Source organism: Bradyrhizobium sp. RT6a, assembly GCF_040547675.1.
GTDB lineage: Bacteria > Pseudomonadota > Alphaproteobacteria > Rhizobiales > Xanthobacteraceae > Bradyrhizobium.
In genome coordinates, this window is record NZ_JBEPQC010000001.1 from 1,949,309 (window position 1) to 1,964,144 (window position 14,836).

The following is a 14,836-nucleotide window of genomic DNA, read 5'->3' on the forward strand; positions in this document are numbered from 1 at the left end:
CTAGCCGGACTTCATCGCGCGTTGGCTGAAAGCGGCTGTTTCAGGGGCCTCCTCTGCCTCCTCCTGAAACAGCACGGCAAACAGCAGGGTCCACAATGTCAGGAGAGAAATGGGGATCGTGTAGTATGGCGTCGCGATCGGATAGGTGAAGAAGAAGGCGAGGTTGAGCGCCAGATTGGCCAACGTGAGCAACGCGACGCGACGAATGCCGTTCGCCTGCCGCAACAGCCAGATCGAGCCCACAATTCCGATGACGATCAGCAAGGTCTGGAGCGGATCGGCGAGATAGTCCCGGACCACCGCGAACGAAAAATCCAGCGGCCTGACATCGGGGTTGTTGCCATAGGTCGATGCGAACGGACTGCCGGCGTTGACGGCGTAAGAGACGATGGTCGGGATCACACCGGCCAGCAACGCGACGCCGAACACGACCCCTTGCAAGAACCGGGACCATGTTCGTTCCGCGAGAAACGCGACGAGGAGAAACACGCCATAGCCGGACGCCAGGAAAAGGTTGGCCAACCGGAAATCGACGGTCAATCCGAGCAAGAAGCCGATTGGCGCCAGCAGCCAGATCCCCGGTTGAGATCGCGGGCCCGCCAGCCATCGCGCCGTGAGACATCCTGCGAGCGCGCACACGACGACGGTCGGGGCCATCGAATAGCTCGCCTTGACCGGATTGACCATCAGGTAGATCGCAAGACAGCCGAACGTCCCGGCCATCAAGACCGACCTCATGCTGCGCGCAAGAGAAAGCGCAAACAGCGCCAAGCCGAGGACGACAATGGTCGCCAGCATGTACATGGGCACGACCTGGTGACCGGGCGGAAACAACGCCAACACGAGGCCGACACCCGGCGGGTATTGAATGACGACCTTCCCCGTGGCCGGCATCAGATTGTGACAGGGCGCAGCGGTCGTATCGTTCCAGTCGGGGTAGCCGATCTCCTTCAGCTTTGCTTGCTGATAGCCATCGTCGTCGCGGGCGAGGTTGGTGTCGAAGCCCTGTACCAGTCCGAACCTCTGGAACAGATGCGCCTGCCTGAGGTAGCAAATGTCGTCATAGACGCCGCGCGCCTCGTTCCATCGCATCATGGTCCAGAAATGGCCGACCAGCACCGCGAGAAACAACACGGCGAAGACGGCTTTGCTGGCGTGGATTTTGTTCATCGGGATCATGCTGCGGGGAGCCGTCGCTGCTTCAGCGGAATGCAAGATAGAGATTGGACGATAGCGGGCCGAGCGATAGACCGGTGTAGCCCACGGTCGCGGACTTAGAGTTGGACGACTTGGCACTCGCAGATTTGGCAACCAGCGCGGCGAGCTCCAGCAGCCGTTTTCGCGTCATCAGGATCAGGTTCTGCTCGTCGGTCCATTCCGACTTGCCGGCGATCATGCAGGCGATCCTGAAGGTGCCGTCCAGATAGTGCGCCAGCGGGATGGCCGTGTGGTGCTCGACCGGAAAGAACCTGTTGGGCACCGTGATGAACACCCGCCGCGCGACGCGGCAAAGCTCCTCGACCAGGAGCACCTGATTTCGATGGCTGCCGGCATGCTCGAGCACGGCATTGGACGTCGCGACATCGAACGCATTGTCGTCGAACGGCAGCCGTGTATTGGGTTCGATCTGCACGTAACGGCAACGCGGAAAAGCCGCCTTGAAACCTATTCCTTCGCCGAGCCCGCAGGCCGTGATCTTGTGCTGATGCGGGTAGCTTCGCTCCAGCACGTTCGCGCCGTCGTTGATCACGTCGGACACGCCGACATCCAGGATCCCGTCCGAGGCAGACGGCTGCATCTGGGCGATGAAATCCTGGAAGATGCGGTCGCGCGCCGCGATCAGCAGCTTTTCCGCCGTGCTCCCGGACGCCACTTCACGGTAATATTGCTGATCGACCGGCACTGCCCTACCTTCATCTGAGCTTCGAAGCGATGGCGCGTCAGGTTCGCGGCTGGCTCCAGTCGGGACCGACCGGCCCCGACACACCTTCGAACGCGCCTTCGACGAGCTCAATGACGAGGAGCCGGCTGTAATCGACCGGGCCCGGCATGGTGACGCGCCCCTTGGCGACCTGCTTGAAGCCGACGCGACTGTAATAGGGCTCGTCGCCGACCAGCAGCACCAGGCGATGGCCCTGAGCCTTCGCATCCTTCAGCGCGCGCTCGAGCAAAAGCCGGCCGACGCCACGGCTGCGGAACGGAGGCTCGACCGTCAGGGGTCCGAGCAGCAGTGCCGGCGTGTCGCCGACGCAGATCGGCAATTGCCGAACGGATCCGACCAGCAACGTTCCGACGCGGGCGGTGAAGGATAGATCGAGCACATGATCCACATGCTCGCGGATGCGGTACGCGCTCAGCACGAAGCGGCCGGGCCCGAAGGTGCGTTCGTGCAGCCGCTCGATGGCCTGAGCATCGCCGGCGGCTTCCGACCGGATGGTGAGGGAGAGATCGTTCATCGCGTCGGCGGGATATCACCTTGGAGGGCAGCGGTCCATGGGATTGCGCCCGGCCCCGGGGGCAATTTCAAGTCCTCCCGAGCGGCGGCTGGGACAGGTAGGCGAGCATCTTCATTTCCCGCCGTCCGCGCGTCACAGTGTCGAGCACGAGCCCGGACGAAGCCGAAAGCAGCGCCATGATCATCAGACCCATGGAGAGCACGGCGGTCGGTAGGCGCGGTACGAGGCCAGTTTCGAGGAAGGTGATCACGACCGGCAGCCCGAAAGCAATCGACAGCAGCGCGAAGACGATGCCGATCGCCGAAAAGAACCGCAGCGGCCGCTCCGACCGGTTGAGCTTCAGCATCGTGTTGAAGATGCGCAACCCATCCTGCCACGTATTGAGCTTGGAGAAGGAGCCTTCCGGGCGCGCGTAATAGGGCGTCTCGACCTCGGCGACCGGCAGCGACAATTCCAGCGCATAGACCGCAAACTCGGTCTCGATCTCGAAACCGCCGGACAGGACGGGAAAGGATTTGACGAAGCGGCGCGAGAACACGCGGTAACCGGACAGGATGTCCTTGAAGGCGTGGCCGAAGGTCGATGCCAGGAAACCGGTGAACAGCCGGTTGCCGATGCGATGACCGCGCCGGTAGGCCGCTTGCGATTGATCGACACGCAGACCGACAACCATATCCAGATGCTCATCGAGGAGCTGGTCGATCATGCGCGACGCGCTCGGCGCGTCGTAGGTCGCATCGCCATCGACGAGCACGTAGATGTCGGCCTCGATGTCCGCGAACATGCGGCGCACGACGTGGCCTTTGCCCTGGCGCCGTTCGCTGCGCACGATCGCTCCCGCCTCGCGCGCGACCGGCGCGGTACGGTCGGTCGAGTTGTTGTCGTACACGTAGACCTCGGCCGCAGGCAGCGCCTTGCGGAAATCGGCGACGACCGTCGCGACGGCGGCTTCTTCATTGTAGCAGGGCACCAGCACGGCGACCCGAAACGGCCATGGCCTTGTCGATTCAGACAATCTTCATCCCTCGTCCCTGCGCCGACACCGCAGGCGCGGCGATTTACTAGCACAGGCCGCCATCATCGCCACGTCGCAATCAAGGGCTTGCCGTCCAGCACTTCCGCGATCCGCAGCCGCGTGCCGGGCGTGGTCCCCTCGGGCAGCGCGGTGACCGCGAAGAACCCGCACTCGGCGATCTCGTGGTTGGGCGCGGGCAGGCGATCCTGCTTGAACTGCCTGACGACGTAGACCGCGACATGGTCGCGGCGGGAGACGTGACTGTTGAGGAAGATGCCGTGCAGCACGGCGTCGCCGGTGAGATCGATATCCCCCTCCTCCTTGAGCTCGCGCCGCAGCGCCTGCTCCATGGTCTCGCCGAGATCGACGCCGCCGCCGGGCAGATACCAGCCCGTGACGTAGCTGTGCCTGACCAGGAACACCCTGGTGTCGGCATCCAGCACCACCGCGCGGACGCCGAGCGTCATGCCGCGGACCAGCAGGAAATAGACGTGGAAGATTCGCCGCAGCAGCGGCTCGAATCTCCGTCGGACGCTGTTCAGACGTTCCGCCATCGGGCTCCCTCGATGCCGCGCTTGCACCTGGCCTGCGACCTTGCCATTACAGCGGGCGAATAGCGAGGCAATCGCGCCCCATGGCCCCCTTCACGCTCGCCCATCTATCCGACCCGCATCTGCCGCCGCTGCCGAAGCCGCGGTTGATCGAGCTCGCCGGCAAGCGCGCGCTCGGCTACGTCAACTGGACGCGCAACCGTCACAAGTACCAGCGCCGCGAGGTGCTCGACGCACTCGTCGCCGACGTGAAGGCGCAAGGTCCCGACCACATCGCGGTCACAGGCGATCTCGTCAATCTCGCGCTGGAGGCGGAGTTCGCGCCGGCGCGCGCCTGGCTCGAGGGCGTCGGTCCGCCCGACCGCGTCACCACGATTCCCGGCAATCACGACGCCTATGTCCGCGCCACCTCTCATCGCTTCGGCGAAACATTCGCGCCCTATCTTGCGGGTGACGATGGCCGTATCGGCTTTCCGAGCCTGCGCCGGCGCGGGCCGCTCGCGCTGATCAGCCTGTCCACGGCGGTGCCCACCTTGCCGTTGATGGCGACAGGCACGCTCGGACGCAATCAGCTCGCATCGCTCGAAGAGGTGCTCGAGCAGCTCGCGGCCGAGGACGTCTTTCGCGTGCTGCTGGTGCATCATCCATTGAAGTCCGGCGCGCGTCACAAGCGGATGACTGACTCGGCCGGGCTGCTGACGGTCTTGAAACGCCACGGCGTCGAGCTGATCCTGCACGGACACGACCACATTCATTCGACGATGTGGTTCGAGGGATCCAACGGCAACATTCCCGCAATCGGCGTGCCCTCGGCCTCCGCGCTCGCGCACGGGCACACCCCGGCTGCGGCGTACAATCTGTTCACGATCGAGAAGGACAACATCGGCTGGCGTTGCGAGCAGACGGTGCGGAGCCTGGGGGCCGGATTTCAGATCGGGCAGATCAAGCATGTGAAGTTGATTTAAACCGCTGTCATTGCGAGCGCGGCGAAGCAATCCAGAGTCCCTCCGCGGAGGCAGCCTGGATTGCTTCGTCGCCAGCGCAAAATTGCTTCGCAATTTTGTCGCGGGATTCTCGCAATGACGACGCCTCACCAGCTCCGCAGGGCCGCGAGCACGGCAACGCCGAACAGCGCAGCGGCGCCGAGCACAAAACCGAACACGAATGGCCAGAGGCGCGAGCGGCGCCGCGGCGGCGCGACGTCGGGCTTCGGCTCGGGCGGGACCACCATCGCATGCTCGCGCTCGATCATGCGGCGCGCGACGTAATCGGTCACGGCCTCGACGATGACAGACGTGTCGTGCGATTCGGCGAGCACGATGCGGCCGAAGCGGGTGTCCTGCACGAAGCGGTACATCCGCTTGTCGCGCCCCATCAAGATGTGCGCGACGACGTCGATCCAGAGCCTGGGCGTATCGCCCTGGCTGATGCCGCGGTCGAACAGGTCGATCTGCTCAGGCACCTGCGCGAACAGGGGATCGAGCGAATCGTTGAGGATCTCGAGCCGCGCCACCTCGGCATCGCGCAAATCGACGACGACGCCGGTCCGGTCGGCGGCCTCGATCCGCGCGCGCAACAGCGCATCGCGCAGCCGCACCGGGCGCGGCTGGCTGGGATGGATCCCGCTGGTCTCGGGCTCTGACATTGGCGGCCTCGTCCTCACTTGGCCGGATTAACCTATCAGCAACCAAAGTGTCCGCAAAGGCCCTACAATTCCAGTTACTTACGGTGCCCACAGGCCGTTCACCTGTGCCAAAAACAGACGGTCCCACCCGGCTTGCGCCGGATGGGACCCTCCGTCCTTGGACGTCTTCTTATTCAGGTTATCAGGCCGAGACCCGCGACGGCTCTTCCACGATCGAGAAGCGGACGCCCGCCTTGTGGCGGTTCTCTTCCGAGACCGAGCGCCAGGCGTCCTCGGCCTCCTTGCGGGTCTTGAATGGACCCTGCACCTGGGCCGAACCTTCCACCAGCTTGTGGAAGTTCATCGAGCCGAACTCGCCGCCGATCACCCAGAAATTGCTATTGGTCATTGTCAGTCTCCTGTCGATTAGCGTGATGCGTTAGCCGAACTGGTTCATCGTGTTGTGGGCGCCGCCAGCCTTCAGGGCAGCCTCGCCGGCGAAGTATTCCTTGTGGTCGTCGCCGATGTCGGAGCCGGCCATGTTCTGATGCTTGGCGCAGGCGATACCCTGACGGATCTCGGCGCGCTGGACGTTCTTGACGTAGCCGAGCATGCCCTGGTCGCCGAAATATTCCTTCGCCAGATTGTCGGTCGAGAGCGCCGCCGTGTGGTAGGTCGGCAACGTGATCAGATGGTGGAAGATGCCGGCACGCTTGGCCGAATCCGCCTGGAAGGTACGGATGCGCTCGTCGGCTTCCTTCGCCAGCGGCGTATCGTCGTATTCCGGCTTCATCAGCTCGGCACGATTGTACTTGCTGACGTCCTGGCCGGCTTCCTTCATCGCGTCGTAGACCTGCCAACGGAAGTTGAGCGTCCAGTTGAACGAGGGCGAGTTGTTGTAGGCCAGCTTCGCGTTCGGAACCACCTTGCGGATCCGGTCGACCATCTTGGCGATCTGCTCGATATGCGGCTTCTCGGTCTCGATCCAGAGCAGGTCGGCGCCGTTCTGCAGGGAGGTGATGCAGTCCAGCACGCAGCGGTCTTCGCCGGTGCCCGGGCGGAACTGATAGAGATTGGAGGGCAGCCGCTTCGGACGCATCATCTTGCCGTTGCGGTTGATGATGACGTCGCCATTGCGGGCGTTCTCCGCCGTCACTTCCTCGCAATCCAGGAAGCTGTTGTACTGGTCGCCGAGGTCACCGGGCTTGTGGCTGACCGCGATCTGCTGGGTCAGGCCGGCACCGAGCGAGTCGGTACGGGTCACGACGATGCCGTCTTCGACGCCGAGTTCGAGGAAGGCGTGGCGGCAGGCCCGGATCTTGGCCAGGAACACCTCGTGCGGCACGGTGACCTTGCCGTCCTGATGGCCGCACTGCTTCTCGTCCGAGACCTGGTTCTCGATCTGGAGCGCGCAGGCACCCGCCTCGATCATCTTCTTGGCGAGCAAATAGGTCGCCTCCGCATTGCCGAAGCCGGCGTCGATGTCGGCGATGACGGGCACGACATGGGTCTGGAAGTTGTCGATCTTCTCGATCAACTCCTTCTCTCGGGTCTTGTCGCCTTCCTTGCGGGCCTTATCGAGGTTGCGGAAGATATCGTTCAGCTCGCGCGAATCGGCCTGACGCAGGAAGGTGTAGAGCTCTTCGATCAGCGCCGGCACCGAGGTTTTCTCGTGCATCGACTGGTCCGGCAGCGGGCCGAACTCGGAACGCAGCGCCGCGATCATCCAGCCGGACAGATACAAATAGGTGCGATCGGTCTTGCCGAAGTGCTTCTTGACCGAGATCAGCTTCTGCTGGGCGATAAAGCCGTGCCAGCAGCCCAGCGACTGCGTGTACTTGGTGGGGTCGCCGTCATAGGCGGCCATGTCGGCCCGCATCAGCGCCGCGGTATAGCGGGCAACGTCGAGGCCGGTCTTGAAGCGATTCTGCAGGCGCATGCGGGCGACCGCCTCGGCCGACACCCCGTTCCAGGTCGGCTGGGTCTCCAGGAGCGACCGGGCCGCCTCGACCTCACTCTGATACGAGGCGGGGGCCTGGAGGGTGCTGATGCCACGGGGTTGGTAATTCATGTGCCTGATCCTTTCGCTGACGATGGCCACCAGCCATCGACATTCTTGACAATGCATTGCGAGATGCGTGTCAGAAGCTAAACGCGAGAAAGCTCAGCTCGTATAGTGTGCTTGTATTTGAATGGTGATGTCATGTAACATCGGTACTTGTAATAGATGTCACTTTGTAAATATTGTAAATACAAAAAGGTCAGCAAGGCTGTCCTTGATGTCCCTCTGGAGGCCTGAGAATGCCCGCCGGTTCCAGCAAAAAGCTCTTCGTCGGCCCGCGTTTCCGGCGGATCCGGCAGCAATTGGGGCTGTCGCAGACCCAGATCGCCGAGGGGCTCGGGATCTCGCCGAGCTATGTCAACCTGATCGAGCGTAACCAGCGTCCGGTGACCGCCCAGATCCTGCTGCGGCTGGCCGAAACCTACGATCTCGACCTGCGCGACCTCGCGACCGCCGACGAGGACCGCTTTTTCGCCGAACTCAACGAGATCTTCTCCGACCCGCTGTTCCGCCAGATCGACGTTCCCAAGCAGGAACTGCGCGATCTCGCCGAGCTTTGCCCCGGCGTCACCCATGCGCTGCAACGGCTCTATGCCGCCTATACCGAGGCCCGCCAGGGCGAGACGCTGGCCGCGGCACAAATGGCCGACCGCGACGTCGGCACCCGCTATGAGGCCAATCCGGTCGAGCGCGTCCGCGAGTTGATCGAGGCCAACCGCAACTACTTTCCGGAACTCGAGCAGGCCGCGGAGACTCTGCGCGACGAGCTCAACGTGCCGGCCGAAGAGCTTTACGCGGCGCTCGCGGCACGGCTGCGCGAAAAGCATTCAATCCAGACCCGCATCATGCCGGTGGACGTGATGCGCGAGACGCTGAGGCGCTTCGACCGCCACCGCCGCCAGCTCCTGATCTCCGAGCTGGTCGACCCGCCCGGCCGCGCGTTCCAGCTCGCCTTTCAGCTCGGCCTGGTTGAATGCGCGCAGCATCTGGAGACCATCATCGGCCGCGCCGGGCCGCTCGATGACACACCGCGCCGCCTGTTCCGCATCACGCTCGGCAACTACTTTGCGGCCGCCGTGATGATGCCTTACCCGGCTTTTCTGGCTGCGGCGGAAGCGCTGAACTACGACATCCATCTGCTGGCGCAGCGCTTCAATTCCGGCTTCGAGCAGGTGTGCCATCGGCTCACGACGCTGCAGCGGCCGAACGCGCGCGGCATCCCGTTCTTCCTGCTTCGTGTCGACAATGCCGGCAACGTGTCGAAGCGATTTTCATCGGGCACGTTCCCGTTCTCGAAATTCGGCGGCACTTGTCCGTTGTGGAACGTGCACTCGACCTTCGACACGCCTGACCGCCTGCTGAAGCAGGTCATCGAGCTGTCGGACGGCACGCGCTATTTCTCGATCGCGCAGATGGTGCGCCGCCCCGTCGCGCCGCACCCGCTGCCGCAGCCGCGCTTCGCCATCGGCCTCGGCTGCGAGATCCGTCACGCCGCGCGCCTCGTCTATGCTGCCGGCATCGATCTGGAGAAAACGGAGGGCACGCCGATCGGCGTCAACTGCCGCCTCTGCGAACGGGAAAACTGCGCCCAGCGCGCCGAACCGCCGATCACGCGCACGCTGATTTTGGATGAGACGACGCGGCGGGTGTCGAGCTTTGCGTTCTCGAATGCACGGGAGCTGTGAGAGGGCACATCTACCTCCTCGTCATTGCGAGCGAAGCGAAGCAATCCAGACTGTCTCCGCAGTGACAGCCTGGATTGCTTCGTCGCTCCGCTCCTCGCAATGACGAAGGCTTCACGCCAGCGTATGCACGATCACCGGACCCGCGGCGGCGCGGGCGTCGCCTGCAAGCAGCGCGCCCAGATCCTTCTCGATCCAGGCGATCGCACGCCTGTTCGCCTCCTCCGCCTGCTCGAACTTGTCGAAGATCGAAATCGCCGTGACGGTGTCGTCGCCGGCGTAGACGACGTAATAGGCACGGAAGCCGTCGACATCGCTGATGATCGGAACGGCGCCTTCCTTGATACGGCGCGCCAGCTCTTCGGCGCTCCCGCTTTTTGCCTTGGCCTGACGGATGGCGGCGTACATGGCATCCTCCCTTCCGGCAATCTGGTTTGGGGCTCGGTGCCCGGATCGCATGCTACGCCGAACCGCGCGGGCAATCCACGCTTGGTTAACCCGGTACTAATTGACTTCAGCGATCTGCAACCATCGATTAAGCACGCCTCAACATCGCTGCCTTAGTCTCGCCCCACTCACTTTTCGCAAACAACGGCGGCTTATTCTGCCGCGTGAAGTGACATCAGGGGGTTCATCATGCGCATTGCGTTGCTGCTGACCGCGACCATTGTCGGCGCGCTCTTTGCCAATCCGTCCCATGCCGGACCGCTTGATGCGTCCGCCGGCGCAGCGCAGGCGTTACCGCCGGGCTTCCAGAGCTACCGCGGCTACATGTTCGACCTGTCGGAGAATTCCGACCGCAAGGATGTCGACAAGCTCACCGACAATGTGAAGAGCCAGATCGACGTGGTCGAGGCAGCCGGCCTTTCGCCGCGCGTGCTGCGCTTCTTCCGCACCGTCCCGATCATCGCCAGCGAACTCGCCTGCCTCGACGAAGGCGCCGCAACCGCGTGCTACGGCCGGGTCGCTCCGAACGTCGAGCGCCGCGTGCCGCGGACGCTCACTGTTTGGGACCATGCCACGCAGCGCTGGACCAATCCCAATGCCGTCGACCTCGCGGTCGATTCGGGCCTCGGCGTGATCATGCTGCGGCCGGACATGATGCGTTACGAAAAGGAAGCCGTGCTGCTGCACGAGCTCCTGCATGCCTACCACGCGCGGCTGTTGCCGGACGGCTACGCCAACAAGGGCGTGATCGGCTATTACGCCTACGCCAAGTCCAAGGATCTCCTGCCCAAGGAATCCTATGCGCTGAAGAATCACATGGAATTCTTTGCGGTGACCGCCAGCATCTTCCTGGCCGGGAAGAGCGAATTCCACGACCCGAAGTCGCGCGAGGCGCTCAAGGAGAAGCTGCCGGACTATTACAAATATCTGGTCGGCGTGTTCGGCTTCGACCCCGATCCGGCAGCGGCAAGCGGCCCGGTCGCCTCGCTGAAGTAAGGCCAAAAACGCCAAACCGAGCCAGAGAGCCGCGCGCGCAGCGCGGCTCTTTTGTTTTTCACCGGAAGCTGGGATGACGTGTGGCCGGGAATTGCCAAGGTGGAGGCCGATCTGCATAGTCCCGCCCGCATCGATACTGTTTTCGAAGAGGATAGAACAACATGGCGGACGCCGACCTGGATGTCGTGATCCGGCAACTGGCCAGACAGCTGCATACGGGCCTGATGACCCGCGCCAAGGAGCGGCGGGATCGATTCAACGGCCTTGCGGCCAAGGCCAAGAGCAAGGAGACCGGCGATCGCTTCAAGATGATGGCCAAGACCACCATGGAGCAGGCCATCGCCGCCGCCAAACGCCTGCAGATGTCCGCCGACAACGTCGCCGACAGCTACGCACGGTCGATGCGGATCGCCGCCAGCACACCGGTCGCGGTGAAGGTGGAGAAGAAAGCCGCCAAGGAAAAGCCGGTGAAGAAGGCGAAGAAGGCCAAAGCCAAGAAGGCGAAGTAGCGCTCACTTTCTTCCTTCTCCCCTTGTGGGAGAAGGTGGCGCGAAGCGCCGGATGAGGGGTTGTTTCCGCGGATTTCACCCGCAGCAGGCTCACGCGCGGAGAGATACCCCTCACCCGTCTCGCCGCTTCCCGGCGAGCCACCCTCTCCCACAAGGGGAGAGGGTTGCAGCGGCGCACGCAGCTCCAGATATCTCTACCTTCCTGGCGCGGCGAGGCGGGTCGGCTCGGCGCTTGCCAGTTCGGCGAGCTTAGCGCGCGCCGCATCGCGGGTGTGGGCATCCTTGCCGGCGGGCAGCGCCAGCGCGGCCTCGAAATCGGCGCGTGCCTCATCCGCTTGGCCGCGGGCAAGGAAGGCGAGGCCGCGGTCAAGCCGAGACTGCGCATCCGAGGGGTCGACGCGAACCGCAGTGTTGTAGCTCAGGATCGCGCGATCCAGATCGCCGGTGGCGGCGAGCGCGAGACCGCGCTGGTGATAGGGCCCGGCGTGCCTGGGATCATGCGCGATCGCCTCGTCATAATCCTCGATGGCAAGTTCGAGGTCGCCGTTCTGCCGGCGCGCCAGCGCCCGATCGCGATAGAGCGAGGCGCGGTTGGGATTGAGGTGGATGGCCTCGTCGAAATCCGCGATCGCTCGCCGCCAGTCGCCGTGGCGTAGCGCGATCCGTCCGCGCCCCTCATAGGCGAAGGCGATCAGCGAGCCGCGCAACGGCGAGAAGCCGATCACCGCCGAGCAGATGTCCGGGTCGTCCTCGTCCCCGCAATTGACGACGGTGTGCGTGGACAGGCCAATCAGCACGCCCAGGACGATCAACAATGGTACCGCAGCTTTGGTCATCTTCGACGGCGGCAGGCAAAGGGCCGGCCACGCATCCCCTTTCGCAGGAACTGTCACGGCAGGGTGTTAACACCGGCCGGGACCGCCCTGTGTGCGACAGGTCACAAAGCGCGCAAATTAGGGCCGCGTCTTGCATCAACCCCAAGGACCGCGCGAGGACGAGCGGCCCCACGGGCTTCGCGGCGGATAGTTCTCATTGGCGCCGACCGACGGCGACGCCTGCGCACCAAGCTCGGCTGCGAGCTGCTGAAGCGCCGCGATGCGATTCTGCGTCGAGGGATGGGTGGCGAACAGATTGTCCACGCCATGACCCGACAGCGGATTGATGATGAACATGTGCGCGGTGGCGGGATTTCGTTCCGCCTCGACATTCGGGACCTGATGCGCCGCGCCTTCGATCTTCACCAGCGCCGATGCCAGCCACATCGGCTGACCAGCGATGCGTGCGCCGAGATTGTCCGCGGCATATTCGCGCGTACGACTGATGGCCATCTGCACCAGCATGGCGCCGATCGGGGCAAGGATCATCATCAGGATCGAGCCGACGATGCCCGGGCCGTTGTTGTCGCGGTTGCCTCCGAAGAACATGCCGAACTGCGCCAGCATCGAGATCGCACCCGCAATGGTCGCGGTCACAGTCATCAGCAGCGTGTCGTGGTGCTTGATATGAGCGAGCTCGTGCGCGATCACGCCGGCGAGCTCCTCGCGGCTGAGCTGGCGCATCAGCCCGGTGGTGACCGCAACCGCGGCATTCTCGGGATTGCGCCCGGTGGCAAACGCGTTGGGCTGCGGCTCGTCCATCAGGAACACGCGCGGCATCGGCAAGCCGGCGCGGCCCGCAAGCTCGGCGACGAGCCCGACCAGCTCCGGGGCGCTGCTGCGGTCGACCTCATGGGCGCCATACATCGACAGCACCATCCGGTCGGAGTTCCAGTAGGTGAAGAGATTGGTCGCCGCGGCAATGACGAGCGCAATCATGGCGCCGCCGGCACCGCCGATCAGATAGCCGACGCCCATGAACAGGGCGGTGAGGCCTGCGAGCAGCATTGCGGTACGAAGATAGTTCATGGCCGTCTCCCGAGGCCGGCCGTGGCCGCTGGAGGCGTTGCGGGCCGGCGAGCATGAGGTAGGGATGACCCCCGTCCACGTGCAAGGTTTCAGGGTGCGTCGCGGAGACGCGGCACTGGCCCAACATTGCCTTTCCGTCATGCCCGGGCTTGTCCCGCCTGCGCGGTCATGACGAAGGGATGGTTTGAGGCGCTCAATTCCCTTAAGCTTTGGCAAGATTCCCCACGCCCCTTCCCCGCCGGAAACCTCATGCTCCAGACCCGATTTGCGATCGCGGCCGCCGCCCTGCTCACGCTCGCCCTTCCCGCCTCCGCCCAGTTCGCTCCGCCACCCGCAAAGCCGGCGGCCCCCAGGGCCACCGCGCCCTCGCCGCGCGCGGCGTCGTGCCATAATGGCGCGAACTTCGATCGCTTCCTGGCCGACGTGAAGCAGCAGGCCGTTGCCGCCGGCGTGTCGCAGCGGACGATCGCGGCGGCCTCGCCTTACCTCGTCTACGACCAGGGCATCGTCAATCGCGACCGCGGCCAGCGCGTGTTCGGCCAGCTCTTCACCGAATTTGCCGGCCGCATGGCCGCGCCCTATCGCATGCAGAACGGCCAGCAGCACATCAAGCAACATGCGGCCGCATTCGCCCGCGCGGAAAAGGAATACGGCGTGCCGCCGGCGGTGATTGCCGCGTTCTGGGGACTGGAGAGCGACTTCGGCGTCAACATGGGCAATCTGCCGACACTGAAATCGCTGGTGTCGCTGGCCTATGATTGCCGCCGCTCGGAGATGTTCGTGAACGAGACCATCGCCGCGCTGAAGATCATCGACCGCGGTGATTTGCATCCCGACGAGATGGTCGGCTCCTGGGCCGGTGAACTCGGACAGACCCAGTTCCTGCCCGTGCATTACGTCAACTATGCCGTCGACTATGACGGCGACGGACGTCGCGATCTCCTCCGCAGTGAGGACGATGTGATCGGCTCGACCGCGAACTACATCGCCAACGGATTGAAGTGGCGGCGCGGTGAGCCGTGGCTGGAGGAGATCAAGGTGCCGCAAAACCTGCCGTGGGATCAGACCGACCTCACGGTGCGAGAGCCGCGCTCGAAATGGGCGCAACTCGGCGTCACCTATCCCGACGGCCGGCCGCTGCCGAACGACAATCTCGCGGCCTCCGTGCTGCTGCCGATGGGACGCTTTGGTCCGGCCTTCATGGCGTACCCGAATTTCGCGGCCTACACCGAGTGGAATAACTCGCTGATCTATTCGACCACCGCGGGTTATCTCGCCACCCGCATCGCGGGCGCGGCTCCGATGCGAAAGCCGTCCACACCGGTCGCGCAGCTGCCGTTCAACGAGCTCAAGCAATTGCAGCAGCTTCTGGTCCAGTCCGGCTTCAACGTCGGCAAGGTCGACGGCGTGCTGGGCCAGCAGAGCCGCGCCGCGGTGAAGGCGATGCAGATCAAATACGGTCTGCCGGCCGATTCCTGGCCGACGGCCGAGCTGCTCGCCCGCATGCGCGGCGGCACGGCGCAGGCGCAGCCGGCGGCCACGATCCGCTAAGCACTAGAATCGCTGTCACGCCCCGCGAAAGCGGGGCAT

The 14,836-nt window shown here is 64.1% G+C and carries 16 protein-coding genes; 5 read left to right on the forward strand and 11 right to left on the reverse strand.

Annotation, left to right across the window (positions count from 1 at the left end; translation table 11 throughout):
- The 5 genes from ABIC03_RS09255 to ABIC03_RS09275 all read right to left on the reverse strand — a co-directional run bounded on the left by ABIC03_RS09255 (position 1) and on the right by ABIC03_RS09275 (position 4,025).
- Positions 1 to 1,170: a hypothetical protein gene (locus ABIC03_RS09255; protein WP_354057293.1), complete on the reverse strand. Its 1,170-nt coding sequence runs from the start codon at positions 1,168 to 1,170 to the stop codon at positions 1 to 3.
- A gap of 31 nt (positions 1,171 to 1,201) precedes the next feature.
- Entirely contained in the window at positions 1,202 to 1,903 is a 702-nt protein-coding gene (locus ABIC03_RS09260; protein WP_354057295.1) for a methyltransferase domain-containing protein, read from the reverse strand.
- Between the two features lie 37 nt (positions 1,904 to 1,940).
- Positions 1,941 to 2,456: a GNAT family N-acetyltransferase gene (locus ABIC03_RS09265; protein WP_354057297.1), complete on the reverse strand. Its 516-nt coding sequence runs from the start codon at positions 2,454 to 2,456 to the stop codon at positions 1,941 to 1,943.
- Positions 2,457 to 2,523: 67 nt separating this feature from the next.
- Positions 2,524 to 3,471, reverse strand: coding sequence for a glycosyltransferase family 2 protein (locus ABIC03_RS09270; protein ID WP_354057299.1), 948 nt, complete (start codon positions 3,469 to 3,471; stop codon positions 2,524 to 2,526).
- Between the two features lie 62 nt (positions 3,472 to 3,533).
- Positions 3,534 to 4,025, reverse strand: coding sequence for an NUDIX domain-containing protein (locus ABIC03_RS09275; protein ID WP_354057301.1), 492 nt, complete (start codon positions 4,023 to 4,025; stop codon positions 3,534 to 3,536).
- 80 nt (positions 4,026 to 4,105) lie between these two features.
- On the opposite strand from ABIC03_RS09275, the gene ABIC03_RS09280 reads away from it, so the two are divergent.
- Positions 4,106 to 4,987 carry a metallophosphoesterase family protein gene (locus tag ABIC03_RS09280; RefSeq protein WP_354057303.1) on the forward strand — a complete coding sequence of 294 codons (882 nt, stop codon included), beginning with the start codon at positions 4,106 to 4,108 and terminating at the stop codon, positions 4,985 to 4,987.
- Between the two features lie 125 nt (positions 4,988 to 5,112).
- Here the strand turns inward: ABIC03_RS09280 and ABIC03_RS09285 are convergent, their stop codons facing one another.
- The 3 genes from ABIC03_RS09285 to ABIC03_RS09295 all read right to left on the reverse strand — a co-directional run bounded on the left by ABIC03_RS09285 (position 5,113) and on the right by ABIC03_RS09295 (position 7,717).
- Positions 5,113 to 5,667, reverse strand: coding sequence for a hypothetical protein (locus ABIC03_RS09285; RefSeq protein ID WP_354057305.1), 555 nt, complete (start codon positions 5,665 to 5,667; stop codon positions 5,113 to 5,115).
- Positions 5,668 to 5,848: 181 nt separating this feature from the next.
- On the reverse strand, positions 5,849 to 6,055 hold the full coding sequence (locus ABIC03_RS09290) for a DUF4170 domain-containing protein (RefSeq protein ID WP_007595122.1): 207 nt from the start codon (positions 6,053 to 6,055) through the stop codon (positions 5,849 to 5,851).
- 30 nt (positions 6,056 to 6,085) lie between these two features.
- Complete coding sequence (locus ABIC03_RS09295; RefSeq protein WP_275171501.1) at positions 6,086 to 7,717, reverse strand: isocitrate lyase; 1,632 nt, start codon at positions 7,715 to 7,717, stop codon at positions 6,086 to 6,088.
- A gap of 230 nt (positions 7,718 to 7,947) precedes the next feature.
- Between ABIC03_RS09295 and ABIC03_RS09300 the strand changes: the two genes are divergently transcribed.
- Positions 7,948 to 9,393: a helix-turn-helix domain-containing protein gene (locus ABIC03_RS09300; RefSeq protein WP_275171499.1), complete on the forward strand. Its 1,446-nt coding sequence runs from the start codon at positions 7,948 to 7,950 to the stop codon at positions 9,391 to 9,393.
- Between the two features lie 111 nt (positions 9,394 to 9,504).
- Here ABIC03_RS09300 and ABIC03_RS09305 read toward each other — a convergent pair whose 3' ends face one another.
- Positions 9,505 to 9,798 carry an antibiotic biosynthesis monooxygenase gene (locus tag ABIC03_RS09305; protein ID WP_007607017.1) on the reverse strand — a complete coding sequence of 98 codons (294 nt, stop codon included), beginning with the start codon at positions 9,796 to 9,798 and terminating at the stop codon, positions 9,505 to 9,507.
- Positions 9,799 to 10,026: 228 nt separating this feature from the next.
- Here ABIC03_RS09305 and ABIC03_RS09310 point away from each other — a divergent pair, with 228 nt between their 5' ends.
- The gene (locus tag ABIC03_RS09310) at positions 10,027 to 10,833 is read left to right on the forward strand and encodes a hypothetical protein (RefSeq protein WP_354057308.1); all 807 of its coding nucleotides are present in this window, start codon (positions 10,027 to 10,029) and stop codon (positions 10,831 to 10,833) included.
- 161 nt (positions 10,834 to 10,994) lie between these two features.
- Positions 10,995 to 11,342, forward strand: coding sequence for a hypothetical protein (locus ABIC03_RS09315; protein WP_354057310.1), 348 nt, complete (start codon positions 10,995 to 10,997; stop codon positions 11,340 to 11,342).
- 194 nt (positions 11,343 to 11,536) lie between these two features.
- On the opposite strand, the gene ABIC03_RS09320 is transcribed toward ABIC03_RS09315, so the two are convergent.
- On the reverse strand, positions 11,537 to 12,178 hold the full coding sequence (locus tag ABIC03_RS09320; RefSeq protein ID WP_354057312.1) for a tetratricopeptide repeat protein: 642 nt from the start codon (positions 12,176 to 12,178) through the stop codon (positions 11,537 to 11,539).
- Between the two features lie 135 nt (positions 12,179 to 12,313).
- Complete coding sequence (gene htpX / locus ABIC03_RS09325; RefSeq protein WP_354057314.1) at positions 12,314 to 13,246, reverse strand: zinc metalloprotease HtpX; 933 nt, start codon at positions 13,244 to 13,246, stop codon at positions 12,314 to 12,316.
- A gap of 249 nt (positions 13,247 to 13,495) precedes the next feature.
- On the opposite strand from htpX, the gene ABIC03_RS09330 reads away from it, so the two are divergent.
- Entirely contained in the window at positions 13,496 to 14,797 is a 1,302-nt protein-coding gene (locus ABIC03_RS09330; RefSeq protein ID WP_354057316.1) for a lytic murein transglycosylase, read from the forward strand.
- The last annotated feature ends 39 nt before the right edge of the window (positions 14,798 to 14,836 follow it).